This is a genomic window from Nocardioides sp. T2.26MG-1 (assembly GCF_950101795.1).
Lineage (GTDB): Bacteria > Actinomycetota > Actinomycetes > Propionibacteriales > Nocardioidaceae > Nocardioides.
This window is the reverse complement of the sequence record NZ_CATNLZ010000033.1, coordinates 301,932-324,147: the sequence shown is the minus strand read 5'-3', so window position 1 is coordinate 324,147 and position 22,216 is coordinate 301,932. Positions and strand designations below refer to the sequence as shown.

Below are 22,216 nucleotides of genomic sequence, written 5' to 3'. Positions count from 1 at the left end.
CTACTTCAGGAGATAACTGCATGCCTCCCAAGAGCCGCACTGCGGCCGGCGCCAAGAAGGTGCGCCGCAAGGAGAAGAAGAACGTCGCCGTGGGCGAGGCCCACATCAAGAGCACGTTCAACAACACGATCGTGACGATCACCGACCCGACCGGTGCGGTGATCTCGTGGGCCTCGGCCGGCACCGTCGGCTTCAAGGGCTCGCGCAAGTCGACCCCGTTCGCCGCACAGATGGCAGCCGAGGCTGCCGGTCGTCGGGCGATGGAGCACGGCATGAAGAAGATCGACGTCTTCGTGAAGGGCCCGGGCTCGGGCCGCGAGACGGCGATCCGTTCGCTGGGTGCGATCGGCCTCGAGGTCGGCACCATCCAGGACGTCACGCCCACGCCCCACAACGGCTGCCGCCCGCCCAAGCGCCGCCGCGTCTGATCGACCCGAGAACAGGAGACTTGTAGCTATGGCCCGTTACACCGGCCCCATGACCAAGAAGTCGCGCCGCCTCGGTGTCGACCTCGTCGGTGGCGACTCGGCGTACGAGCGTCGCCCCTACCCCCCCGGCCAGCACGGCCGCGGCCGCATCAAGGAGAGCGAGTACCTCCTCCAGCTTCGTGAGAAGCAGAAGGCTCGCTACACCTACGGCGTCCTCGAGAAGCAGTTCCACAACTACTACACCGAGGCCTCGCGTCGCTCCGGCAAGACCGGCGACAACCTGCTCCAGCTGCTGGAGTGCCGCCTCGACAACGTGGTGTACCGCGCCGGCTTCGCCCGGACCCGCCGCCACGCCCGTCAGCTGGTGACCCACGGTCACTTCAAGGTGAACGGCCGGAAGGTCGACATCCCGTCCTTCCAGGTCACCGCCCACGACGTCATCGACGTGCGTGAGAAGTCGCTGGAGATGACGCCGTTCATCGTCGCCCGCGAGACCCACGGCGAGCGCGTCGTCCCGGCGTGGCTCGAGGCGATCCCGACCCGGATGCGGATCCTGGTCCACCAGCTCCCCGTCCGGGCCCAGATCGACATCCCGGTCCAGGAGCAGCTCATCGTCGAGTACTACTCCAAGAAGTAGACAGAAGGGGGGCTTCGCCCCCCTTCGACCCCCTGCTGGGGGCTCCGCCCCCAGACCCCCGGGTCTGGGGCGGGGCCATCTAGTGGATCGCCTTCCGTCAACCCTGAAGTTCGGGCCTGTCATATAGCGGGTAGGTCCGGAAAGGAAAGAACAAGTGCTCATCGCACAGCGCCCCACCCTGTCGGAAGAGTCCGTCGACGAGTTCCGCTCGAGGTTCGTGATCGAGCCCCTGGAGCCCGGCTTCGGCTACACGCTGGGCAACTCGCTTCGCCGTACGCTCCTTAGCTCGATCCCCGGTGCCTCGGTCACGAGCATCAAGATCGACAACGTCCTCCACGAGTTCTCGACCATCGAGGGGGTCAAGGAGGACGTCACCGAGGTCATCCTCAACCTCAAGGGTCTCGTCGTCTCCTCCGAGCACGACGAGCCGGTCACCATGTACCTGCGCAAGTCGGGTGCCGGTGACGTGACCGCCGCCGACATCGCGCCCCCGGCCGGTGTCGAGGTGCACAACCCCGACCTCAAGATCGCCACGCTGTCCGACAAGGGCAAGCTGGAGATGGAGCTGGTCGTGGAGCGGGGCCGCGGCTACGTGTCCGCCGTCCAGAACAAGGGCGCGGACAACGAGATCGGCCGGATGCCGGTCGACTCGATCTACAGCCCCGTGCTGAAGGTGACCTACAAGGTCGAGGCCACCCGTGTCGAGCAGCGCACCGACTTCGACAAGCTCGTCATCGACGTCGAGACCAAGCCGTCGATCCGTCCCCGCGACGCGATCGCCTCGGCCGGCAAGACCCTGGTCGAGCTGTTCGGCCTGGCCCGCGAGCTGAACGTCGAGGCCGAGGGCATCGACATCGGCCCGTCGCCGGTCGACGAGCAGCTGGCTGCCGACCTCGCCCTCCCGGTCGAGGACCTGCAGCTGACCGTCCGCTCCTACAACTGCCTCAAGCGCGAGGGCATCCACACCGTGGGTGAGCTCATCAGCCGCTCGGAGCAGGACCTGCTCGACATCCGCAACTTCGGTGCGAAGTCGATCGACGAGGTCAAGGCCAAGCTGGTCGAGATGGGCCTGTCCCTCAAGGACAGCGCGCCCGGCTTCGACCCGCACGCCGCGCTCGCGGCGTACGGCGATGACGACGACGATGCCTTCGTCGAGGACGAGCAGTACTGATCTGCGCACCGCTGGCACGCAGATTGACCCATTCCTGAGAAAGCAACATCTACTCCGGTACCTGATACGGCCGGGGAGAATCGAGAGAAGCAATGCCCAAGCCCACCAAGGGTCCCCGCCTCGGCGGTAGCCCGGCGCACCAGCGCCTCATCCTCGCGAACCTGGCCACCCAGCTCTTCGAGCACGGCCGGATCACGACGACCGAGTCGCGGGCACGCGCGCTGCGTCCGCACGCGGAGAAGCTGATCACCAAGGCGAAGAAGGGCGACCTGCACAACCGTCGCGAGGTCCTCAAGACCATTCGCGACAAGTCGGTCGTGCACACCCTCTTCACCGAGATCGGCCCGACCTTCGCCGAGCGTCCGGGTGGCTACACCCGGATCACGAAGATCGGCCCCCGCAAGGGCGACAACGCCCCGATGGCCGTGATCGAGCTCGTGACCGAGGCCTACAAGCCGTCGGCCCCGAAGGCGAAGAAGAAGGCCGCCCCGGCCGCTGCTGCCCCGGCCCCGGCCGAGGAGGCTCCGGTCGAGGAGACGGTGTCGGAGGACGCGGGCGTCGAGGAGGCTCCCACCGAGCTGACCGACGAGGCGTCGCCCGAGACCAGCGTGGTCGCCGAGGAGCACCCCGTCGCTGACGAGGCTCCCGCCGAGGAGACCACCGAGGACGACGACAAGGCCTGAGCCTGATCGCCTGATCCACTGACAAGGCCCGCCACCCGTCGAGGGTGGCGGGCCTTCGTCATGTCCCGGCGGGTGGTTTCGAGGCTCGCTTCGCTCGCACCTCAACCACCGGACGACCAGTGGTGGTCGAGGAGGTGGACGGCCTCGGGGAGGGTGAGGCCGAGGCGGCGGGCGGTGGCGGCGTACGCCGCGGCGGCGTCGGCGGCCTCGGTGGAGCGACCGGCGGCGGTGGCCGCGACGAAGGTGCCGCGGCGGCCCTCGGTCGTGATCACCCCGTCGGCCTCGAGCTCGCGGTAGGCGCGGGCGACGGTGTTGACCGCGAGTCCCAGCTCTGCTGCGAGCGCCCGCACGGTCGGGAGCCGGGTGCCGGCCGGAAGGTCACCCGACGCGGCCCGGGTCGCGAGCTGCGTGCGCAGCTGCTCGTACGGCGCGGCCGGTGAGCCCGGGTCCAGCGGATGCACCTGCATCCCCGCATGGTAGAGACATCCCATGGACAGCGTGCTGGTGGTGGGGGAGTCCCTGGTCGACATCGTGCACGGCGCGGACGGGACCACCACGGAGTACGCCGGGGGCAGCGCCGCCAACGTGGCCGTGGCGCTGGCGCGGCTGGGCCGGCGGGTGCGGTTCGTGACCGCCTGGGCCGACGACGAGCGGGGGCGGGTGCTGGCCGGCCACGTGGCCGCCGCGGGGGTCGAGCTGGCCGGCGACCCGCACGTGCTGAACCGCACCGCGACCGCCGCCGCGACCATCGGCGCGGACGGCGCCGCGACGTACGAGTTCGACCTCGAGTGGAGAGTGCCGGCCGTCGACGACGAGCCGGCGCCGCTGGTCGTGCACACCTGCTCGCTGGGCGCCGTGCTCGAGCCGGGCGCCGACGACGTGCTCGCACTCGTCGAGCGGCTGCGGTCCGCGGCCACGATCAGCTACGACGTCAACGCCCGGCCGGCGATCACCGGCACCGGCCCGGACGTGGTCGCGCTCGTCGAGCGGCTGGTGGCCGCCTCCGACGTCGTCAAGGCGTCCGACGAGGACCTGTCCGCGCTCTACCCGGCGCTCCCCAACGAGGCCGCCGCCCGGGCGCTCCTGGCGCTGGGTCCGGCTGCGGTCGTGATCACCCGTGGCGGCGAGGGCGCGACCTGGGTGCACGAGGCGGGAGTGGTCGAGGCCGCGTCGCTGCCCGTCGAGGTGGCCGACACGATCGGCGCCGGCGACACCTTCGGAGCGGCCGTCATCGACGCGCTGTGGGAGCGCGGTCTGCTGGGCGCGGACCGGCGCGAGCAACTGCGCCACCTCGACGTCGAGGTGGTCGCCGAGGTGCTGGCGCACGCGGCGCGCGCCGCCGCCGTCACGGTCTCGCGACCGGGCGCGGACCCGCCGTACCGCCACGAGCTGTAGGTGAGGGGATATATTCCACCGCAATCGATCGGGGGCGATCACCCTTCCTGCAGATTGCGAGTCTCGGATGAACAACCGTCGTACCCCTCAGCGCATCGTCCTCGTCGGGATCGCCGCCGCCGCTCTCGCCGGCGTCGTGCTCGCGGCCCCCGCCACCGCCACCAAGCCCGGCAGCGGTACGTCGTCGGGCACCGGCAGCGTGTTCATGGTCAACCCGGTGCAGTCCTCGGGCGACCAGACCCTCACCGACCAGAAGGACTCGGCTGCCGCGGTGCCCGCCGCGGCGTACGCCACGGTCCCGCTCCGCAACCTGGACGGCTCCGGCTACCTGCGCGGCGCGTGGGTCAACGTCCGGTCCGCGACCGGTGCCGCTGCCTACAGCCCCACCAACACGTTCTCCTACCTGCGCGACGACGACCGCTTCGAGCAGGTGATGGCGTACTTCTGGGTCAACCAGGCCCAGGAGTACCTCCAGTCCCTGGGCTTCGGCAGCAGCCTGCCCCCGGTCAACGCCGAGAGCCAGGACGTGCGCATCGACCAGTACGGCCAGGACAACAGCTACTCCTGGGACAAGCACGACTACATCCGGCTCGGCAAGGGTGGCGTCGACGACGCCGAGGACGCCGAGGTCATCGTCCACGAGTACGGCCACGCGGTGCACGACGCCCAGGTGGCCGGCTTCGGCTCGAGCCTGGACGCCGGCTCCATCGGCGAGGCGTTCGGCGACTACCTCGCGGTCACCGTCGGCCTCGACGCGGCAGGTCAGTACGGCTGGCCGGTCGACGCGCCCGCACCGTGCGTCATGGACTGGGACGCGACGTCCTACACCTCGACGGTGCCGCACTGCCTGCGCCGCCTCGACACGAGCCTGGTGCTGGAGGACCGGCGCAACGAGGTGCACTACGACGGCATGATCTGGAGCGCGGCGCTCTGGGACGTCCGCCAGCGCTGGACCGCGCTCGGGCTGACCTCGCGCGACTGGGACCGCACGCTGGTGCTCAGCCAGTTCGACTACGCCCCGGACACCACGTTCAGCGCGGCAGCCGAGGCGACGTACCGGACCGCACTGGCCACCCACGGGCCCCAGGCAGCCGCCGCGGTGCGCGAGGCGTTCGCGGCCCGGCACATCACGTTCCAGGGGTCCTAGGTCGGCTCGGGCACCAGGAAGGCGTGCACGAGCGGGACGACCGACGCGCCCTCGCCGCTGGCGGAGGCGACCCGCTTCATCGACCCGGCGCGCACGTCTCCGGCGCAGAACACGCCCGGCACCGTGGTCGCGAGCTCGGCCGGCGGGAGGCCGTCGCGCCAGTGCTCGCGCGGCACGTCGCGGCCGGTGAGCACGAAGCCGCGGTCGTCGCGGGCCACGGAGTCGGGGATCCAGTCGCAGTGCGGCTCGGCGCCGAGCAGCAGGAACAGCCCGTACGCCGGCACCCGCTCGCGCACGCCGGTGCCGGTGTCCTCGAGGCAGAGCCAGTCGAGCCGGCCGTCTCCGCCGCCGTCGACGACCGCGGTGCAGGTGCGCACCGAGACCCGTGAGTTGTACTCGATCTCGTTGATCAGGTACGACGACATGGTCTCGGCCAGGGACGGCCGGCGCACCAGGATCGTGACCGAGCGGGCGAACCGCGCCAGGTGCATCGCGGCCTGGCCGGCGGAGTTGCCGCCCCCGACCACGAAGACGTCCTGGCCCTCCATCTCGCGGGCCGCGGTCATCGCTGCGCCGTAGTAGACGCCCATGCCCACCAACTCCTCGAGCGGGTCGACGCGCAGCTTGCGGTAGGCGACGCCGCTGGCGATCACCACCGAGCGGGCACGCACCTCCCCGCTGTCGGTGCACAGCACGTGGGGGTCGCCGTCGCGGCCGGGGCGCAGCTCATCGACCGACTGACCGGTGTAGAACCGGGCGCCGAACCGCAGCGCCTGGTTGCGCGCCCGCTGGGCCAGCCGCATGCCGGAGATGCCGCGCGGGAAGCCGAGGTAGTTGCGGATCATCGAGCTGGTGCCGGCCTGCCCGCCGATCGCCTCGGCCTCCAGGATCACCGTCGAGAGGCCCTCGGAGGCGGCGTACACCGCGGCCGCGAGGCCAGCCGGCCCGCCGCCGACGACCGCCATGTCGACGACGTGGTCGAGGTCGAGCTCGGTGGGGGCGCCGTACAGCGTGATCGCGACGTCGCGCACGGTCCGGGCGTGGACGACCGGCCGGTTCAGCGCGTAGACGAGGGGGTACGCCGGCTCGCCCTCCCACATGTCCAGCACGAAGCGGCCGCCGTCGGAGTCGGGGGGATAGACCCGGCTGGGCATGCCCATCCGGTCGAGGAAGTCGCGGATGCCCAGCGTGAGCGCGTCGCGCACCGGCGAGACGATCTTGACCGACACGACCTCGGGGTCGGGGACCGTCGAGCCCCAGTCGGAGAGCAGGTCGGTGATCGCGTTGTGGAACTCCTCGTCGCGGGTCCCGCGCGGCATCAGCAGGAACGCGTCGTACTTGCCCGCCGCCATGCCGGGGCGCAGGCCGGGGGCGTCGGTGAGGAACCGGTCCCAGTGCGCGGCGACGACCCGGCGGGCGGTCGGCACCTTCTCGCGCAGCTTGTGGAAGGCGTGCAGGACGGTCTCGGCGTCCGGCACGACCGACTCGGACGCGTACATCGCCACGGTGGCGCCGCCGGCGAGGACGTCGTGGGTCGTCTCGAGCGCCTCACGGCACGACCGGACCAGCCGCACGTCGTACTCGTGCTGGTACCGCGCGAAGCCGCTGAGCAGCTCGTCGGGGTGCTCAGCCCCGATCAGCACGATGGCAGGGATGCTCACCCGGAAAGCGTAGAGGGACAGGGCAATAGGATTGCTGGTCGTGCGGATCCGTCTCGACCTGGCCTACGACGGCAGCGACTTCCACGGCTGGGCCCTCCAGCCGGGACTGCGCACGGTGCAGGGCGAGCTGACCCAGGCCCTGGTGACCATCCTGCGGATCCCCTCGGTCGACGTCGTGTGCGCGGGCCGCACCGATGCCGGCGTGCACGCCCGCGGCCAGGTGGTGCACGCCGACCTGCCCGACGACCTGGCGGCCGGCGCGATCGAGAGCCTGGTACGCCGGCTCAACGGGCTGCTGTCCCACGACGTGCGGGTGCGGCGGGCGGTCGTCGCGCCGGACGGGTTCGACGCCCGCTTCGGCGCACTGTGGCGCCGCTACGCCTACCGGATCGCCGACACCCCCGACGCGGTCGACCCGCTCCACCGCTCGCACGTGCTCACCTGGCCCCGGCGGCTGGACGTCGAGGCGATGAACGCCGCCGCCGAGCTGCTGCTGGGCCAGCACGACTTCGCGTCGTTCTGCAAGCAGCGCGAGGGCGCCACGACGATCCGGACCCTCCTGGAGCTCGGCTGGGAGCGGGACGCGACCGGGGTGCTGGTCGGCACGGTGCGCGCCGACGCGTTCTGCCACAGCATGGTCCGGGCGCTGGTCGGCTGCCTGGTCAGCATCGGCGAGGGACGCCGTCCGCCCGCGTGGGCGGCGCAGATCATGACGGCCCGGGCCCGCGACTCGTCGGTGATGGTCCAGCACGCCCACGGGCTCACGCTCGAGGAGGTCGCCTACCCGGCCGACCAGGACCTCGCCGCGCGTGCGGTGCAGACGCGAGCGAAGCGGATGAGTGACGAGTGATGGGCGAGGACCACTACTTCAGCGCCGACCCGTCGGCGCCGTTCGAGCGCGAGGCGTTCACCTGCGAGGTCTGGGGCCACGAGCTCAGGCTGGTCAGCGGGTCGGGCGTGTTCAGCCGCGGCCACCTCGACCACGCGACCGCGGTGCTGTTCCGCGAGACCGAGCCGCCGACGCCCGGCCGGCTCCTCGACCTCGGCTGCGGGTACGGCGTGATCGGGCTGGCGATCGCCCGCGCGGTGCCGGAGGCCTCGGTCACCGCCGTCGACGTCAACGAGCGGGCGCTGCTGCTCGCCCGCGAGAACGCCGCCGCCCTGGGGCTGGCCGACCGGTTCACGGCCACCACCCCCGACCGAGTGCCGACGGATGCGACGTACGACGAGATCTGGTCGAACCCGCCGATCCGGATCGGCAAGCAGGCGCTGCACGAGCTGCTGCTGAGCTGGCTGCCCCGGCTGGCGCCCGGCGGACGTGCGGTGATGGTGGTCGGAAAGAACCTCGGCGCCGACTCGCTGCAGCGCTGGCTGGGCGAGCAGGGCTGGCCGACGGAGCGGCTGGCGAGCGCCAAGGGGTTCCGGGTGCTGGAGACGCGGCGGGCCGGCTGATCCGCAGGATCGTGCGGCGATGCGCGCTCCCCGACCCGCGGGACTAGACTCGGGCTGCGACGCGGATGTGAGTCCTGAGAGGTGGGCCGGACCGGTTATGGCTCGTGGTGACCACGTCTACGTGCATCGTGGGCGTCGCTACACCCACCACGGCATCGACTGTGGTGACGGCCTGGTGATCCACTTCGTCGGGCCCCGCGGCAGCGTCCGGCACGTCGCGCGGACCTCGATGGACGAGTTCGCCGCGGGGGCGGAGGTCCTGGTCCGCGCCTACGACCAGCGCCTCAGCCCCGACGAGGCCGTCGCCAACGCCGAGTCGCGGCTCGGGTCGTCGGGCTACCACCTGGTCCGGAACAACTGTGAGCACTTCGCCGCATGGTGCTGCACGGGTCGGGCCGCGAGCATGCAGGTGCGGCGGTGGCTGTGGGGATCGCAGGGCGCGCTCGCCACGCTCGTCGCCGCGGAGTCGGCCGGCGCGCACGTGGCTCTGCTCGGGACCGCCGGTGCCGGGGTCTACGCGATGGTGCGTCCGCTCCGCCGGCGCCGGCGGGCGGTCACCCGATGGGACGAGGCGGCGGGCGAGGCCGCCTGACCCTGCGGCGGGTAACCTCGCAGCAGTGCGCGCGTCCGGAGTCATCACGAGGTCACGACGGCTCCTCGGGGAGGTCGTGCGCTTCCTCGCGGTCGGCGGGCTGGCCACCCTGGTCTCACTCCTCGGCTTCAACGCCCTCGCGCACGGCCTCCTGATCCACCGGGCCCCGATGCGCGACCAGCCGGTCCTCGCCTACGTCGCCGCCAACGTCGTCGCGGGCCTGGTGGCCTACCTGGGCCTGAGGCTCTGGGCGTTCAGCCACCGCGACGTCAGCGGCCCCGGGGCGGGCGTGATGAGGTTCTTCGCGCTGGGCGCGGTGACGATGCTGATCCCCACGGCCTGCCTGGCCGTGAGCCGCTACGTCCTCGGTCTCTCCGGCATCTGGGCCGACAACGTCTCCGCCAACGTGGTCGGCCTCGCCCTGGGCACCGCGACCCGGTTCTGGGTCTTCCGGCGGTACGTGTTCGTGACCGAGCCGGTCAGCCTCGAGCACCACGCAGCCGGGCCGCCTGCCGGGTGAGGTGGTCGCGCTCGGCGGTGCTGGACGCCGCGGACGCTGCCCGCACGTAGAGGTCGTGCGCCGCACCGAGGTCCCCGGCGCGCTCGTGCAGCCAGGCCTCGACGGCGGTACGCCGCGGCACGTCCGCGGGCACCGGCTCCAGCTCGCGGAGACCGACCAGCGGGCCGTCGACCTGGCCGACCGCCACCACCCGGTTGAGCGCGACGACCGGGGAGTCGGTCAGGGCGAGCAGTTCGTCGTACCACTCGAGGATCTGCGGCCAGTCCGTCTCCTCGGCCGAGGGTGCGTCGCAGTGGAGGGCGGCGATCGCGGCCTGGGCTTGGTACTCGCCGAGCCGGTCGCGGGCCAACGCCGCCTGCAGGATATCGACGCCCTCCGCGATCAACGCGGTGTCCCAGCCGCTGCGGTCCTGGTCGGCGAGGGGCACCAGCCCGCCGTGCTCGTCCCACCGGGCGGCGCGACGCGCGTGGTGGAGCAGCATCAGCGCGAGCAGGCCGGCGACCTCCGGCTCGTCGCTCTCCCGCGCGAGCATCCGGGTCAGCCGGATCGCCTCGGCGGCCAGGTCGACATCGCCGGTGTAGCCCTCGTTGAACACCAGGTACAGCACGGTCAGGACCCGGCGCAGGTCGCCGGGGGCGCCCACGCCCGCCTCGGCGACCGTTCGCTTGGCCCGGCTGACCCGCTGCGCCATCGTGGCCTCCGGCACGAGGTACGCCGCCGCGATCTGCCGGGTCGTCAGCCCGCCCACCGCCCGGAGCGTCAGGGCCACCGCGGACGACGGGGTGAGCGCCGGGTGGCAGCACAGGAACAGCAACAGCAGCGTGTCGTCCTCATGCTCCGCCGGGCCGGGCGGCGGCTCCTCGCGGACCCGCTCCTCGCGGGCCCGGCGGGCCGACTCCGACCGCCCGGCGTCGACGACCTTGCGCCACGCGACCGTCACCAGCCACGCCTTCGGGTCGTCCGGTGGGGCGCCGGGCCACCGGCGTACCGCCTCGACCAAGGCCTCCTGCACGGCGTCCTCGGCCGTCGCGAAGTCTGCTCCGCGACGGACGAGGACGCCGAGGACCTGGGGCACCAGCTCCCGGACCAGCTCGTCCACCGATCTCGTCCCGGGTCTCACTCGGTGACGTTGGGCGGCATCTCGAGGAACGGGCGCACCTCGATCCACTCCCGGATCGGCTCGCCACCGGGTCCCGGCGCCGACGAGAGGTACGCCGCGGCCTCGTGCGCGCGCTCGAGCGAGTCGACGTCGATCACCACCCACCCGGCGATCAGCTCCTTGGTCTCGGCGAACGGGCCGTCGGTGACCGGGGGCCGGCCCTCGCCGTCGAAGCGCACGAACGTGCCCTCCGTGGAGACCGCCTGGGCGTCCACGAACTCGCCGCGCTCGCGCAGCTGGGCGATCACGCCGCCCATGAACGCCATGTGCGCGTCGATCTCGTCGGGCGTCCACTGGTCCATCGGGGGGCAGTCCAGGGGCTTCGGGCCGCGGTAGTGCTTGAGCAGCAGGTACTTCGCCATCGTGTTCTCTCCTTCGGGGTTCCGTTATAGCCGCCATGGTGGGGGCACGTCCCTGGGACGGAGCAGCGGAGGCGTTCTCGACATCGGCTGTGGACAGCCGGTTTTCGAGACGCGACGTCGTGGGGAGGATGACCACGCAGACGACTCACTCGGGGGAGGTTGCCGTGTTTCCTGAACCCACCACGGGCCTGGCCTGTGACTACGGCGCCCTGCGCAGCGCCGAGGTGGCGCTCGCCTCGGCGGCCGCCGACCTGGACGCTGTGGGAGCGCTGGTCCCGTCCGGTGACCAGGGCGAGGCCGACGGGCTCGTCGCGGTGCTCCTGGCCGTGCTCACCGAGACCGCGGCGCGGCTGGTGACCGAGGGCAAGGTGCTCGGCCTGGGCATCCGGGTGGCCTCTGCCGAGATCGAGACCGCCGACGCCGAGCAGGCGCTGCGGTTCGTGGAGGTCGGGCCCTGATGTCCGGCGCGATCGAGACCGACGTCCCGGGCGACCCGGCCGCGTTCCAAGCGCTGGCCGACTACCTCCGCAGCTGCCTCGCCGCCCGCGCGGAGGCGCTCGCGGACCGGACCGCCGATCAGCGCTCCGCGCTCGCGGGCTCCTGGCTCGGCACCGCCGCCGACGCCTTCGGCGACCGGGCGGCCACCCTCGTGACCGCCTCGGACGGCTATGCCCGGCTTGCTCGCGCAGCGGCGGAGGAGGTCGAGGCGCTCGGCGAGACCCTGAGGCTCGCGCAGCGGGGCATGGCGGAGGTGCGGGCGGCCGCGGGCGCGGGCGGCCTGCAGGTCGAGGGCACCGTGATCGTCTGGCCGGCCGAGGCTTGGGAGCTCGACCTCCTCGCCACCACCCGCCTTCGCGAGGCGTGGAACACCGCCCTCGCGGGGGCGGAGGCGCACCGGCGGACGTGGTACGCCGCCCTCGACAGCGCGGCGGGCTTCGCCCGGGAGCAGTCGGGCACCCTCGTCAGCCTGACCACCAGCCTGGTCACCACCGCTGCCGGGAAGGCGCTGCTCGTGACGGCGTCGCGGATCATGGCGGGGGAGGCGGACTTCCGCGCCTCGGAGGTCGCTCGGCTCGAGAGGCAGATGGCGGAACTCGCGGAGAGCGTCCGGCGCTTCGACCGGCCGGGTGACCGGGAGCTCTACGGGCGGCTCATGGACGAGAAGATCGAGAACCGGCACGCAGCGGCCGCCGCGCGGGTGGCGGCCGAGCGCCCCGAGCTCCCGCGGGAGGTCCGGGGTGGCCTCGGGGCGCTGTCGGTCCTGGCGGCCGGCTACGGCGTCTACGCCGACGTCCAGGCCGGGGAGTCGACCGAGCAGGCAGTCGTCTCGCAGGGCAGTGGCCTGCTCGGTGGGGTCGCCGGGGCCGCCGGCCTCGGCGCGGCTGTGGGCAGCGTTGCCCCGGGGCCGGGCACGGTCACGGGGGCAGTCGTCGTTGGAGGGGCCGCCTTCGTCGGTGGCGCCGCGGGGTCCCTCGTCGGCGACAAGTTCGTGGACTCCCTCTTCGGCCATGGCGACTCCGAAGACGACGATGGCGAGGCGAACAGGAAGCCCGACCCGGGCGTCGAGCTGCTCGACTACGCCGCCCAGGCGCTCTCGTCCCCGCGCGCCGCACACCGGGACGCCCCGTGATCGTCGACCCGCGGTTCGTGGGGCGGGACGCGCGCGACGCCGTCGGCGTCCAGCTGCTGGTCCTCGTCAGCGCCGTGGCGGGCCTCGCACTCGTCGTCGCCGGCGTCCGCATCGGTGGGTGGGGCGCGGTGCTGGGCGGCGGCCTCCTCCTGACCTCGGCTGCCCATCTCCGTCTCTCCATGTTCGGGCGACGGCGCCCCGGCAAGCGGCTACGGGAGACCTGGGGTCCCGACGGCGTCGAGCTCCGGGTCGGGCTCCGCCCCCACCGCCCACTGGGGCTGCTGTGCGCTGCGCTCTCGCTCGTGATGATGTTCGGGACGGCGCTGTTCCTCGTCGAGTCGTCCGCGGGCCGGGTCCTGCTGTGGGTGATCCTGCCGCTGCCGCTCCTGCTCGTCCCCGACTGTGTGCGGGGCCTGCTCGCCGGCGGACGCGAGGTCATCCTCACCCCGCGCGCGTTGACCTACCGGGGCTGGTCCTACGACATCGAGGTCCCCTGGGAGGACATCGCGTACGTCGGCGTCGACGGGCTGAACCCGTGGGTTCCCTCGATCCGGTTCGACCTGCGTCCGACGACGACCGCACGAGCGGTGCGGCACAAGATGGTGGCGTGGCTGGATCCCAAGCCGCAGCCCGACAACTTCCAGATCCCCGTCCTCGCCGTCGACGTGCCGAGGCAGCTGCAGACGCTCGCCGGTCTCCTCGCCGACATGGGGCCTTCGGATCGGTCGAGGTTCCTGGCCCGCGACGGCCTGACGAGCCTGACCTCCGCGCTCCGACGCTGAGGACCACCACGGTGATCGGCATGGGCACGGTCGGCAGCTGACCGCGCCCGAGTCAGCCGTGCAGCACCTGGTGGAACAGTGCGCAGGTCTCGTCGAGCGCCTGCTGGGCGGCGACGGAGTGGCGGCCCATGTCGACGAAGCCGTGCACGAGACCGGGGAACGTGCGCACCTCGACGGGCACGCCGGCCGCGGCGAGCGCCTCGGCGTACGCGAGCCCGTCGTCGCGGAGCGGGTCGTACTCCGCCACCACCACGACCGCCGGAGCGACCCCGTGCAGGTCGCCGAGCAGCGGTGAGAGCCGCGGGTCGCTGAGGTCGGTGCGGTCGCCGGTGTACTGCCGCTGGAACCACGCCATGGTCGCGAGGTCGAGGAACAGGCCCTCCGCGTTCTCCGCGTGCGAGGGGTAGGCGCCGGTCATGTCGGTGACCGGGTAGATCAGCAGCTGGCCGGCGAGCGGGCGGCCCTCGTCGCGGAACGCCTGCGCGACCACGGCCGACAGGTTGCCGCCGGCGCTGTCGCCCGCGACCGCGAGCCGGTCGTCGCCGCCGAGCCGGGCGAGGTGGTCGGCGACGTACTGCGTGGCCGCGACCGCGTCGTCGACCGGAGCGGGGAACGGGTGCTCGGGCGCCAGCCGGTAGTCGACGGAGACCACGACGGCCGAGCAGCCGTTGGCCAGGATGCGGGCGGTGACGTCGTGGGTGTCGAGGTCGCCGAGCACGAACCCGCCGCCGTGGAGCAGCACGATCGTCGGCAGCGGACCCTCGACCGCGGGCCGGTAGACCCGGGCGGGCAGGTCGTCCTCCGCGCCCGCGACCGTGGTGTCCTCGACCGACGCCACGTCGGGTACGGCGGCCGGGTCGCGCAGGTCGACGGCCAGCGTGCGGAAGCCGTGCCGGGCCTCCGCCGGCGTGCCCTCGGACATCGGCTTGGCCTCGACGGACGCGATGAACTCGAGCAGGGCGGCGATCTGGGGGTCGACGGTCACGGACTCTCCTGAGCTGGGTGCTGGGTCAGATGAAGGCGCTGACGCCGGTCTCGGCGCGGCCGATGAGCAGCTTCTGGATCTGGCTGGTGCCCTCGTAGAGCGTCATCACGCGGGCGTCGCGGAGGTACTTCTCGACCGGGTGCTCGTCGACGTACCCGGCGCCGCCGTACACCTGGATGGCGTTGTTGGCGGCGCGGACGGCGGCCTCGGAGGCGAACAGCTTGGCCTTCGAGGCGGCGGTGCCGAAGGGTTCACCGCGGTCGATCAGGTCGGCGCAGCGCCACACCAGCAGCCGGGCCGCGTCGGCGTCGACCGACAGGTCGGAGATCAGCTCCTGCACCAGCTGGAACGACGCGAGCGGCCGGCCGAACTGGGTGCGGTTGGTGGCGTAGTCGCGGGCCACCTCGAGGCAGCCCTGGACGATGCCGACGCAGCCGGCGGCGACGGAGACCCGGCCCTTGTCGAGGGTGGTCATCGCGATCGTGAAGCCCTGGCCCTCCTCGCCGAGCAGCGCGTCGGCGGGCACCCGCACCTCGGAGAGGAACAGCTCGGCGGTGGCCTGGCCGCGCAGGCCGAGCTTGCCCTTGATCTCGCGGGCCTCGAAGCCGGGGGTGTCGGTCGGCACCAGGAACGCGCTCACGCCCTTGGGTCCCGGGCCGCCGGTGCGCGCGAAGACCAGCGCCACCTGGGCCCAGGTGCCGTTGGTGATGAACAGCTTCTGCCCGGTGATGACCCAGTCGTCGCCGTCGCGGCGGGCGCGGGCGCTGAGGTTGCCGGCGTCGGAGCCGGTGTCGGGCTCGGTCAGGCCGAAGCAGCCGAGGATGGTGGCATCGGCGATGCCGGGCAGCCAGCGCTGCTTCTGCTCCTCGGTGCCGAAGCCGAGGATCGACTTGCCGACCAGCCCGTTGGAGACCGACACGATGCCGCGCAGGGCGGAGTCGGCGCGGCCGAGCTCCTCCATGCCGAGCACGTAGGTGACGTAGTCGCCGCCGAGCCCGCCGTACTCCTCGGGGATGGTGAGCCCGAAGAACCCGACCTCGGCCATCTTGGGGATGATCGCGGTGTCGACGGACTCGGCGCGGTCCCACGCGGTTCGGTGCGGGACCGCCTCGCGGTCGAGGAAGTCGCGAGCGAGGTCGCGGAAGGCCTGCTGCTCGTCGGAGAGGCTGAGGTCCATCGCTCAGTCCTTCCAGCGGGCGATCTCGGCCTTGGCCAGCGAGCTCTTGTGCACCTCGTCGGGTCCGTCGGCGAAGCGCAGCGTGCGCACCTGGGCGAACGCGTAGGCGAGCGGGAAGTCCTGGGAGAGGCCGCCACCGCCGTGCACCTGGATCGCCTTGTCGAGGATCCACTGGACGGTCTCGGGGGTCGCGATCTTGATCGCCTGGATCTCGGTGTGGGCGCCGCGGTTGCCGACGGTGTCCATCAGCCAGGCGGTCTTGAGCACCAGCAGCCGCAGCTGCTCGAGCCTGACCCGAGACTCGGCGATCCAGCCGCGGACCACGCCCTGGTCGGCGAGCGGTCGGCCGAACGCGACCCGCGCCGCGGCCCGCTGGCACATCAGCTCGATCGCGGACTCGGCGATGCCGATCGCCCGCATGCAGTGGTGGATGCGGCCCGGGCCGAGGCGGGCCTGCGCGATCGCGAACCCGGCACCCTCCTCGCCGATCAGGAAGCTGGCCGGCACGCGGACGTCGTGGAACTCCAGCTCGGCGTGGCCGCCGTGCTCGTGGTCGTCGTACCCGAAGACCTCCATGCCGCGCTTGACCACCACACCCGGGGTGTCCCGCGGGACGAGCACCATGCTCTGCTGGCGGTGCCGCGAGGCCGACGGGTCGGTCTTGCCCATCACGATGAAGATCTCCGCGTGCGGGTTCATCGCACCGGTGATCCACCACTTGCGGCCGTTGATGACGTACTCGTCGCCGTCGCGCTCGATGCGGGTCTCGATGTTGGTCGCATCGGAGCTGGCGACGTCCGGCTCGGTCATCGCGAACGCCGAGCGGATCTCACCCTTCAGCAGCGGCTGCAGCCAGCGCTCCTTCTGCTCGTCGTTGCCGAACAGCGAGAGCACCTCCATGTTGCCGGTGTCGGGCGCCGCGCAGTTGAGCGCCGCGGGCGCGAGGTGGCCGCAGCGGCCGGTGATCTCGGCGAGCGGCGCGTACTGGAGGTTGGTGAGGCCGGGACTGTCGGCGTGCTCGTGGGGGAGGAAGAGGTTCCACAGTCCGAGCTCGCGCGCCTCGGCCTGCAGCTCCTTGAGCACGGGGGCCTCCGACCACGCCCAGCGGTCCTCGAGCCGGCCGAGCTGCTCGTGGAAGACGGGTGCCGAGGGCACGATCCGCTCCGCCATGAAGGCGAGCAGCGCCTCGCGCAGCTCGGTGGTCCTCTCGTCGAGGGCGAAGTCCATGTCAGTCCCTTTCTGTTCCGTCGGATGCGAGTGCGTCGAGGCCGGCCTCGATCAGGGGGTCGAAGCCGGCGCCGATCCGGTCGAAGCCCTCACCGACGGTCTGGCCCTGGAGGTAGCGGTAGTTGATGCCCTCGAGGATCACGGCGAGCTTGAAGTACGCGAGACCCAGGTGGAACCCCATGTCTCCCAGGTCGCGGCCGCGCATCGCGGCGTACCGCGCGAGGTGCTCCTCGCCCGACGGGTAGCCCGGCGCGGTGCTCACGTCGGACACCAGCCCGGCCGCCGGCAGCTCGGCCAGCCGGTCGTAGACCAGCAGCAGGGCGAGGTCGGTGCGGACGTCCCCGAGGGTCGCCATCTCCCAGTCGACGACGGCCTTCACGTGGTCGTCGCTGCCGGTGAGCAGGTTGTCGAGGCGGTAGTCGCCGTGCACGATACCGACCCACTCGCCGTCGTCCTCGGGCACCCGCACGGCGAGCCGGCGGTGCAGTTCCTCGGCGTTCGGGCGGTCCGTCGTCTTGGAGCCCTCGAGCTGCTGGCCCCAGCGCCGGACCTGCCGCTCGAGGAACCCGGCCGGTCGACCGAACTCGGCGAGACCGACCTCCGCCGGGTCGACGGTGTGCAGCCGCGCGAGCACGTCGACCATCTCGCCGGCGATGGCCGCGGTGCGCTCCTCGCCGAGCTCGCGGAGCTCCCGCGCTGACCGGTAGGCGGTACCGAGCACTCGCTCCATCACGTAGAACGGCGCGCCGAGCACATCCGGGTCGGCGCAGTGGGCGTACGTCGTGGGCACCGGGACGTCGGTGTCGCGCAGGGCGGACATCGCGGTGTACTCACGGCCCATGTCGTGCGCGGTCGCCTGCACGTGCCCGAGCGGCGGGCGGCGCACGATCCACCACGACGTGCCGTCGGTGACCTCGTAGGTCAGGTTGGACTTGCCGCCCGTGATCAGCCGTCCGCTGAGCTCGCCGGCGATCTCGCCCGGCCGCTGCTCGTCGTACCAGCTGCGGAAGGCCGTCAGGTCCAGTCCGGGGATGTCGTTCAACCCAGTGCTCCTGCTTCGTCGAGCTTGTGCTGGAGGCGGCGCATGCCGGCCAGCCAGCCGTCGGTGTCGGTCGCGCGCGCGGCGTAGTAGCCGGCGACCTCGGGATGGGGGAGCACCAGGAAGCGGTCGTCCTCGAGCGAGGCGACCCATGCGTCCGCGACCTGCTCGGGCTCGAGCGCCTCGTCGCGGGACAGCAGCTCCTGCAGGGGGCCGGCGTCCTCGAGCATCTGGGTGCGCACGCCCTGCGGGCAGATCGCCTGCACGGTGACGCCACGGTGGCCGTAGGTCACCGAGAGCCACTCGGCGAACGCGACCGAGGCGTGCTTGGTGACGGAGTACGGCGCGCTGCCGATCATCGTCAGCAGCCCGGCCGCCGAGGCGGTGACGACGAAGCGGCCGCCGCCGGTCTCGAGCCAGCGGGGGACCAGCAGCCGTGCGGCGCGGACGTGCGCCATCACGTTGACGTCGAGGATGCGCTGCCAGTGCTCGTCGGAGGTCTGCAGGCTGTCCGTGCCCCCGCCGGCGCCGTCGATGCCGGCGTTGGCGAAGTAGACGTCGATCCGGCCGAGCGCGTCGGTGGCGGCGTCCACCAGGTGGGCCACCCCGTCGGCGGAGGAGGCGTCGCCCGGGACCGCCGTACCCCCGATCGCGTCGGCGACGTCCTGGGCGCTTGCGGGGTCGAGGTCGTTGACGACCACGCGGGCACCCTCGGCGGCGAGCTGCGTCGCGAGCGCGCGGCCGATGCCGCGACCGGCGCCGGTGACGACGACGCCCGAGCCCTGCAGCTGTTCGTGCATCACACCCCGCCGGTGAGGGTCAGGCCGCCGTCGAGCGTGAGCGTCTGGCCGGTCACCCACGAGGCCTCGTCGGAGAGCAGGAAGACGACCGCGCCGGCGACGTCCTCGGGCAGGCCGAGGCGCTTGAGCGGGTACGCCGCGGCGACCTCGTCCTCGCGACCCTCGTACAGCGGCCCGGCGAACTGGGTCTTGACCACCGCGGGGGCGACCGCGTTGATCCGGACGGACGGGCCGAGCTCGACCGCGAGCGACTCGGTGAGGCTGATCAGCATGGCCTTGGAGGCGCCGTACATCGCGATGCCGGGGGCGGGCTTGACGCCGGAGACCGACGAGATGTTCACGACCGCGCCGCCGTGCTCGCCCATCCAGGCGCGGTGTGCGGACTGCACCCAGGCCAGCGCGCCGAGCGCGTTGACCTCGACGATCTTGCGCGCGGCGCCGAGGTCGATCTCGACGAGGCTGGAGAGGACGGGGTTGATGCCGGCGTTGTTGACCAGCAGGTCGAGGCTGCCGAACGTCTCGATGGTGCGGCGTACGGCGTCCTCGCGGTGCTCGGGGTCGTCGGCCTTGCCGGCGACCGCAATCGCGTGCTCGGGGCCGCCGAGGATGCGGACGGCCTCCTCGAGCGCCTCGGGCTTGCGGGCGGTCAGGCAGACCCTGGCGCCCTCGTCGACCAGACGCTGGGCGATGCCCAGGCCGATGCCGCGGCTGGCTCCGGTGACGATCGCTACCTTGCCGGCGATTCCCTGCACGTGCGTCCTCCTGATCGAGTGTCTTGCCGATGACTAAGCGCTTGCTTACCATGGTGCGTGTGACTGCGTCCACCCCCGTTCCCGATGCCCGGACCCGGCTCGCGGCCGCGGCGGTGGACGCCTTCGCCGCCCGTGGCTTCCACGGCACGACCACCCGCGACATCTCCACGACCGCCGGCATGAGCCCCGCCGCGCTCTACGTCCACCACCGCTCCAAGGAGGAGCTGCTCTTCGAGCTGGCCCGCGTCGGGCACCTGCGGGTGCTCGACCTGGTGCGCGCCTCGGTCGCCGCGGTGCCGGCGTCTGCCGGGCCCGTCGAGCAGCTGGGGCGGCTGGTCGAGGACTTCGTCCGCGACCACGCCCAGGAGCACACCGGCGCGCGGGTGATCAACTACGAGCTCGCCGCCCTCTCGGCCGAGCACCTCGCCGAGATCCGGGCGATCCGGCACGACATCGACGTCGTCGTCCGCGACGTCCTCGACCGCGGCGTCGCCGCCGGGGTCTTCACCACCCCCGACCCCCGGATGACCGCGCTCGCCATCCTCTCCCTCGGCATCGACGTCGCCCGCTGGTACCGCGACGAGGGTCGCTGGACCCCCGACGAGGTCGCCACCCACTACCGGCTCCTGGCCCTCCGGATGGTCGGCGCGGCGTAGCTCGTCCACAGGTCGCGTTCGGCCCGTTTCGCATCGGGCGATCTCGGGGAATGATCGGGCTCGTGAACCGGTCTCGGGCGGCCCTCACCGCACTCTCGCTGGTCTCGGTGCTCGCGCTCGGCGCCTGCTGGTCGGCAGCTGAGCTGAGCGGAGAGTGCGGTGGCTGGGATGAGCCTGGTTGATCCCAGACACCGCACTGTGAGGCAGCCACCACGGTCCGCGGGCCGACGCACGACGGGCGGTGGTTTCGAGGCTCGTCGCTGGCGCTCCTCGCACCTCAACCACCGGTGCCCTCAGATCCAGCGGGTGAACCAGATCCGGTCGAGCCACTCGCCGTGGGTGAGGAGCTGGTCGGTGTAGATCGGCCAGAACCACGCGAAGTTCAGCAGCACCAGCACGAAGAACGTGCCCGAGACGACCACTCCGGCGGTCCGCCGGCGGGACCCGCCCGAGCCGATCAGCTTGCCGATGGCCATCGCGAGCGCCAGGACGAGGAACGGCAGGGTGACGATGGCGTAGAACGAGAAGATCGGCCGGTCGTCGTACTGCAGCCACGGCAGCCAGGTGGAGGCGGCGCCGACGACCACGACGCCGTAGCGCCAGTCGCGGGAGCCGGCCCACATCACGACCGCGAAGATCAGTGCGACGCAGCCGGCCCACCAGAGCGCGGGGGTGCCGAGCAGCAGCACCTGGCGCAGGCAGTCGCTGCCGGCGGGGGCGTGACAGCCCTGGGCGCCGGGCTGGATGTCGGTGTCGGCCGCGACGCCGACGGGCCGGTTGAGCAGCAGCCAGCCGGACGGCTTGGACGCGTAGGTGTGCGTGCTGTCGTTGAGGAACTGGGTGTGGAACGTGTAGACGTCCTGGTGGTAGTACCAGAGCGACCGCAGCGACTGGGTCACCTCGCCGAACCCCGACGCGTCGGGCTCGGTGCGGGTGGGCCAGTCGTGGCCGCCGTCGAAGTGCGTGTACTGCGTGGCGGAGAGGTGCTCCTCGTACTGGTTCGCGTGGATCAGCCAGCCGGTCCAGGTCGCGACGTACACGACGAATGCGACCAGCACGAGGTGCACGAACGCCGGTACGCCGTCGACGACCGCCGAGCGCAGCAGCGGCCAGCGCACGCCGAAGGAGCGACGGGCGCCCGCCGACCACAGCCACACGAGCACGCCGAACGCCGCGAGCGGGTAGACCGCCTCCCACTTCGAGCCCACGGCGAGCCCCCAGCAGACACCGCCGAGCAGCAGCCAGGGCCGGAACAGCAGCCCGCGCACGGGCCCCCAGGCACGGGAGTCGGCGACCGTCTCCGGCACGAGCCGGGCCATGCGGGCACGGTGCCAGTCGCGGTCGGCGACCACGCAGTGCACCCCGCACAGCAGGAAGAACGCCACGAAGATGTCGAGGAGGGCGAGCCTCGAGAGCACGAACTGCAGGCCGTCGAAGCACAGCAGCAGCCCGGCGACCACACCGAGCAGCGTCGACCCGGTGAGCCGGCGCGCGAGCCGCACCATGACCAGCACCATCAGCGACCCGATCACCGCGGACGCGACCCGCCAGCCGAACGGGTCCATCCCGAAGACCTTGATCCCGGCCGCGATCAGCCACTTTCCGACCTCCGGGTGGACGATCATCTCCGGGGAGTTCTTGAACACCCCGGTCAGCGTCTGGCCCTGCAGGATCAGCTCGTTGGCCTTCTCGGTGCCGTTGCGCTCGAAGCCGTAGTTGAGCAGCGCCCAGGCGTCCTTGGCGTAGTAGGTCTCGTCGAACTCGAAGACCCGCGGCGTGCCGAGCTTCCACAGTCGCAGGAACAGCGCGAGCAGCGCCACCGCGATGCTCGCGGTCCAGCCGACGAACGGGTCCTCGAGCCGGACCCGGCTCCTGGCGCGCTCCCAGGCGGAGGGGGAGGCGCCGGTCGTCACGGGCCCGAGGATACGGGCCTGCGATGATCGACCCGTGGATGACACCGG

25 protein-coding genes are annotated in these 22,216 nt (G+C 72.2%); 14 read left to right on the top strand and 11 right to left on the bottom strand.

What is annotated here, in order from left to right; all coding sequences use genetic code 11:
• Window positions 1-20: 20 nt before the first annotated feature.
• The 4 genes from rpsK to rplQ all read left to right on the top strand — a co-directional run bounded on the left by rpsK (window position 21) and on the right by rplQ (window position 2,919).
• On the top strand, window positions 21-428 hold the full coding sequence (gene rpsK, locus QQZ14_RS19710) for a 30S ribosomal protein S11 (protein ID WP_028644819.1): 408 nt from the start codon (window positions 21-23) through the stop codon (window positions 426-428).
• A 28-nt stretch (window positions 429-456) separates the two neighbouring features.
• Window positions 457-1,065, top strand: a complete 609-nt coding sequence (gene rpsD / locus QQZ14_RS19705) for a 30S ribosomal protein S4 (protein WP_284536117.1) — start codon at window positions 457-459, stop codon at window positions 1,063-1,065.
• Between the two features lie 154 nt (window positions 1,066-1,219).
• Entirely contained in the window at window positions 1,220-2,236 is a 1,017-nt protein-coding gene (locus QQZ14_RS19700; protein WP_284536116.1) for a DNA-directed RNA polymerase subunit alpha, read from the top strand.
• A gap of 92 nt (window positions 2,237-2,328) precedes the next feature.
• On the top strand, window positions 2,329-2,919 hold the full coding sequence (rplQ, locus tag QQZ14_RS19695; protein ID WP_284536115.1) for a 50S ribosomal protein L17: 591 nt from the start codon (window positions 2,329-2,331) through the stop codon (window positions 2,917-2,919).
• Between the two features lie 101 nt (window positions 2,920-3,020).
• Here the strand turns inward: rplQ and QQZ14_RS19690 are convergent, their stop codons facing one another.
• Window positions 3,021-3,386, bottom strand: a complete 366-nt coding sequence (locus QQZ14_RS19690; protein ID WP_284536114.1) for a GntR family transcriptional regulator — start codon at window positions 3,384-3,386, stop codon at window positions 3,021-3,023.
• Window positions 3,387-3,408: 22 nt separating this feature from the next.
• Here QQZ14_RS19690 and QQZ14_RS19685 point away from each other — a divergent pair, with 22 nt between their 5' ends.
• On the top strand, window positions 3,409-4,314 hold the full coding sequence (locus tag QQZ14_RS19685; RefSeq protein WP_284536113.1) for a PfkB family carbohydrate kinase: 906 nt from the start codon (window positions 3,409-3,411) through the stop codon (window positions 4,312-4,314).
• A gap of 67 nt (window positions 4,315-4,381) precedes the next feature.
• Window positions 4,382-5,461: a M36 family metallopeptidase gene (locus QQZ14_RS19680; protein WP_284536112.1), complete on the top strand. Its 1,080-nt coding sequence runs from the start codon at window positions 4,382-4,384 to the stop codon at window positions 5,459-5,461.
• Here QQZ14_RS19680 and QQZ14_RS19675 read toward each other — a convergent pair.
• On the bottom strand, window positions 5,458-7,122 hold the full coding sequence (locus QQZ14_RS19675) for an FAD-dependent oxidoreductase (RefSeq protein ID WP_284536111.1): 1,665 nt from the start codon (window positions 7,120-7,122) through the stop codon (window positions 5,458-5,460). The two genes, QQZ14_RS19680 and QQZ14_RS19675, sit on opposite strands and share 4 nt — an antisense overlap.
• Before the next feature lie 40 nt (window positions 7,123-7,162).
• Here QQZ14_RS19675 and truA point away from each other — a divergent pair, with 40 nt between their 5' ends.
• From truA to QQZ14_RS19655, 4 genes are read left to right on the top strand one after another with little or no spacing between them, the layout of a single operon-like run.
• The gene (gene truA / locus QQZ14_RS19670) at window positions 7,163-7,972 is read left to right on the top strand and encodes a tRNA pseudouridine(38-40) synthase TruA (RefSeq protein WP_284536110.1); all 810 of its coding nucleotides are present in this window, start codon (window positions 7,163-7,165) and stop codon (window positions 7,970-7,972) included.
• The gene (locus QQZ14_RS19665) at window positions 7,972-8,574 is read left to right on the top strand and encodes a class I SAM-dependent methyltransferase (RefSeq protein ID WP_284536109.1); all 603 of its coding nucleotides are present in this window, start codon (window positions 7,972-7,974) and stop codon (window positions 8,572-8,574) included. Before truA ends, QQZ14_RS19665 begins: the two co-directional genes overlap by 1 nt.
• 19 nt (window positions 8,575-8,593) lie before the next feature.
• Entirely contained in the window at window positions 8,594-9,166 is a 573-nt protein-coding gene (locus tag QQZ14_RS19660; RefSeq protein WP_342395248.1) for a lecithin retinol acyltransferase family protein, read from the top strand.
• Window positions 9,167-9,191: 25 nt separating this feature from the next.
• Window positions 9,192-9,686, top strand: coding sequence for a GtrA family protein (locus tag QQZ14_RS19655; RefSeq protein ID WP_284536107.1), 495 nt, complete (start codon window positions 9,192-9,194; stop codon window positions 9,684-9,686).
• Here QQZ14_RS19655 and QQZ14_RS19650 read toward each other — a convergent pair.
• A complete protein-coding gene (locus tag QQZ14_RS19650; protein ID WP_284536106.1) occupies window positions 9,646-10,785 on the bottom strand; it encodes an RNA polymerase sigma factor in 1,140 nt (379 codons plus the stop codon). The genes QQZ14_RS19655 and QQZ14_RS19650 overlap by 41 nt on opposite strands.
• 17 nt (window positions 10,786-10,802) lie before the next feature.
• Entirely contained in the window at window positions 10,803-11,207 is a 405-nt protein-coding gene (locus QQZ14_RS19645) for a YciI family protein (protein WP_284536105.1), read from the bottom strand.
• A 164-nt stretch (window positions 11,208-11,371) separates the two neighbouring features.
• Between QQZ14_RS19645 and QQZ14_RS19640 the strand changes: the two genes are divergently transcribed.
• From QQZ14_RS19640 to QQZ14_RS19630, 3 genes are read left to right on the top strand one after another with little or no spacing between them, the layout of a single operon-like run.
• On the top strand, window positions 11,372-11,665 hold the full coding sequence (locus QQZ14_RS19640; RefSeq protein WP_284536104.1) for a hypothetical protein: 294 nt from the start codon (window positions 11,372-11,374) through the stop codon (window positions 11,663-11,665).
• Window positions 11,665-12,837, top strand: coding sequence for a hypothetical protein (locus QQZ14_RS19635; RefSeq protein ID WP_284536103.1), 1,173 nt, complete (start codon window positions 11,665-11,667; stop codon window positions 12,835-12,837). The genes QQZ14_RS19640 and QQZ14_RS19635 overlap by 1 nt, the downstream gene beginning before the upstream one ends.
• Window positions 12,834-13,619: a hypothetical protein gene (locus QQZ14_RS19630; protein ID WP_284536102.1), complete on the top strand. Its 786-nt coding sequence runs from the start codon at window positions 12,834-12,836 to the stop codon at window positions 13,617-13,619. Before QQZ14_RS19635 ends, QQZ14_RS19630 begins: the two co-directional genes overlap by 4 nt.
• Before the next feature lie 52 nt (window positions 13,620-13,671).
• On the opposite strand, the gene QQZ14_RS19625 is transcribed toward QQZ14_RS19630, so the two are convergent.
• Genes QQZ14_RS19625 through QQZ14_RS19600 form a run of 6 tightly spaced genes read right to left on the bottom strand, consistent with a single transcriptional unit; the run spans window position 13,672 to window position 19,599 of the window.
• Window positions 13,672-14,604: an alpha/beta hydrolase gene (locus tag QQZ14_RS19625; RefSeq protein ID WP_284536101.1), complete on the bottom strand. Its 933-nt coding sequence runs from the start codon at window positions 14,602-14,604 to the stop codon at window positions 13,672-13,674.
• Window positions 14,605-14,629: 25 nt separating this feature from the next.
• Window positions 14,630-15,781 carry an acyl-CoA dehydrogenase family protein gene (locus tag QQZ14_RS19620; RefSeq protein ID WP_284536100.1) on the bottom strand — a complete coding sequence of 384 codons (1,152 nt, stop codon included), beginning with the start codon at window positions 15,779-15,781 and terminating at the stop codon, window positions 14,630-14,632.
• 3 nt (window positions 15,782-15,784) lie between these two features.
• The gene (locus QQZ14_RS19615; protein ID WP_284536099.1) at window positions 15,785-17,008 is read right to left on the bottom strand and encodes an acyl-CoA dehydrogenase family protein; all 1,224 of its coding nucleotides are present in this window, start codon (window positions 17,006-17,008) and stop codon (window positions 15,785-15,787) included.
• Window position 17,009: 1 nt separating this feature from the next.
• On the bottom strand, window positions 17,010-18,050 hold the full coding sequence (locus QQZ14_RS19610; RefSeq protein ID WP_284536098.1) for a phosphotransferase family protein: 1,041 nt from the start codon (window positions 18,048-18,050) through the stop codon (window positions 17,010-17,012).
• Window positions 18,047-18,847: an SDR family NAD(P)-dependent oxidoreductase gene (locus QQZ14_RS19605; protein ID WP_284536097.1), complete on the bottom strand. Its 801-nt coding sequence runs from the start codon at window positions 18,845-18,847 to the stop codon at window positions 18,047-18,049. The genes QQZ14_RS19610 and QQZ14_RS19605 overlap by 4 nt, the downstream gene beginning before the upstream one ends.
• Window positions 18,847-19,599 carry an SDR family oxidoreductase gene (locus tag QQZ14_RS19600; RefSeq protein WP_284536096.1) on the bottom strand — a complete coding sequence of 251 codons (753 nt, stop codon included), beginning with the start codon at window positions 19,597-19,599 and terminating at the stop codon, window positions 18,847-18,849. The genes QQZ14_RS19605 and QQZ14_RS19600 overlap by 1 nt, the downstream gene beginning before the upstream one ends.
• Window positions 19,600-19,658: 59 nt before the next feature.
• On the opposite strand from QQZ14_RS19600, the gene QQZ14_RS19595 reads away from it, so the two are divergent.
• Window positions 19,659-20,255, top strand: a complete 597-nt coding sequence (locus QQZ14_RS19595; RefSeq protein WP_446740505.1) for a TetR/AcrR family transcriptional regulator — start codon at window positions 19,659-19,661, stop codon at window positions 20,253-20,255.
• A 293-nt stretch (window positions 20,256-20,548) separates the two neighbouring features.
• Here the strand turns inward: QQZ14_RS19595 and QQZ14_RS19590 are convergent, their stop codons facing one another.
• Window positions 20,549-22,168, bottom strand: a complete 1,620-nt coding sequence (locus tag QQZ14_RS19590) for a dolichyl-phosphate-mannose--protein mannosyltransferase (RefSeq protein ID WP_284536094.1) — start codon at window positions 22,166-22,168, stop codon at window positions 20,549-20,551.
• Window positions 22,169-22,216: the final 48 nt, after the last annotated feature.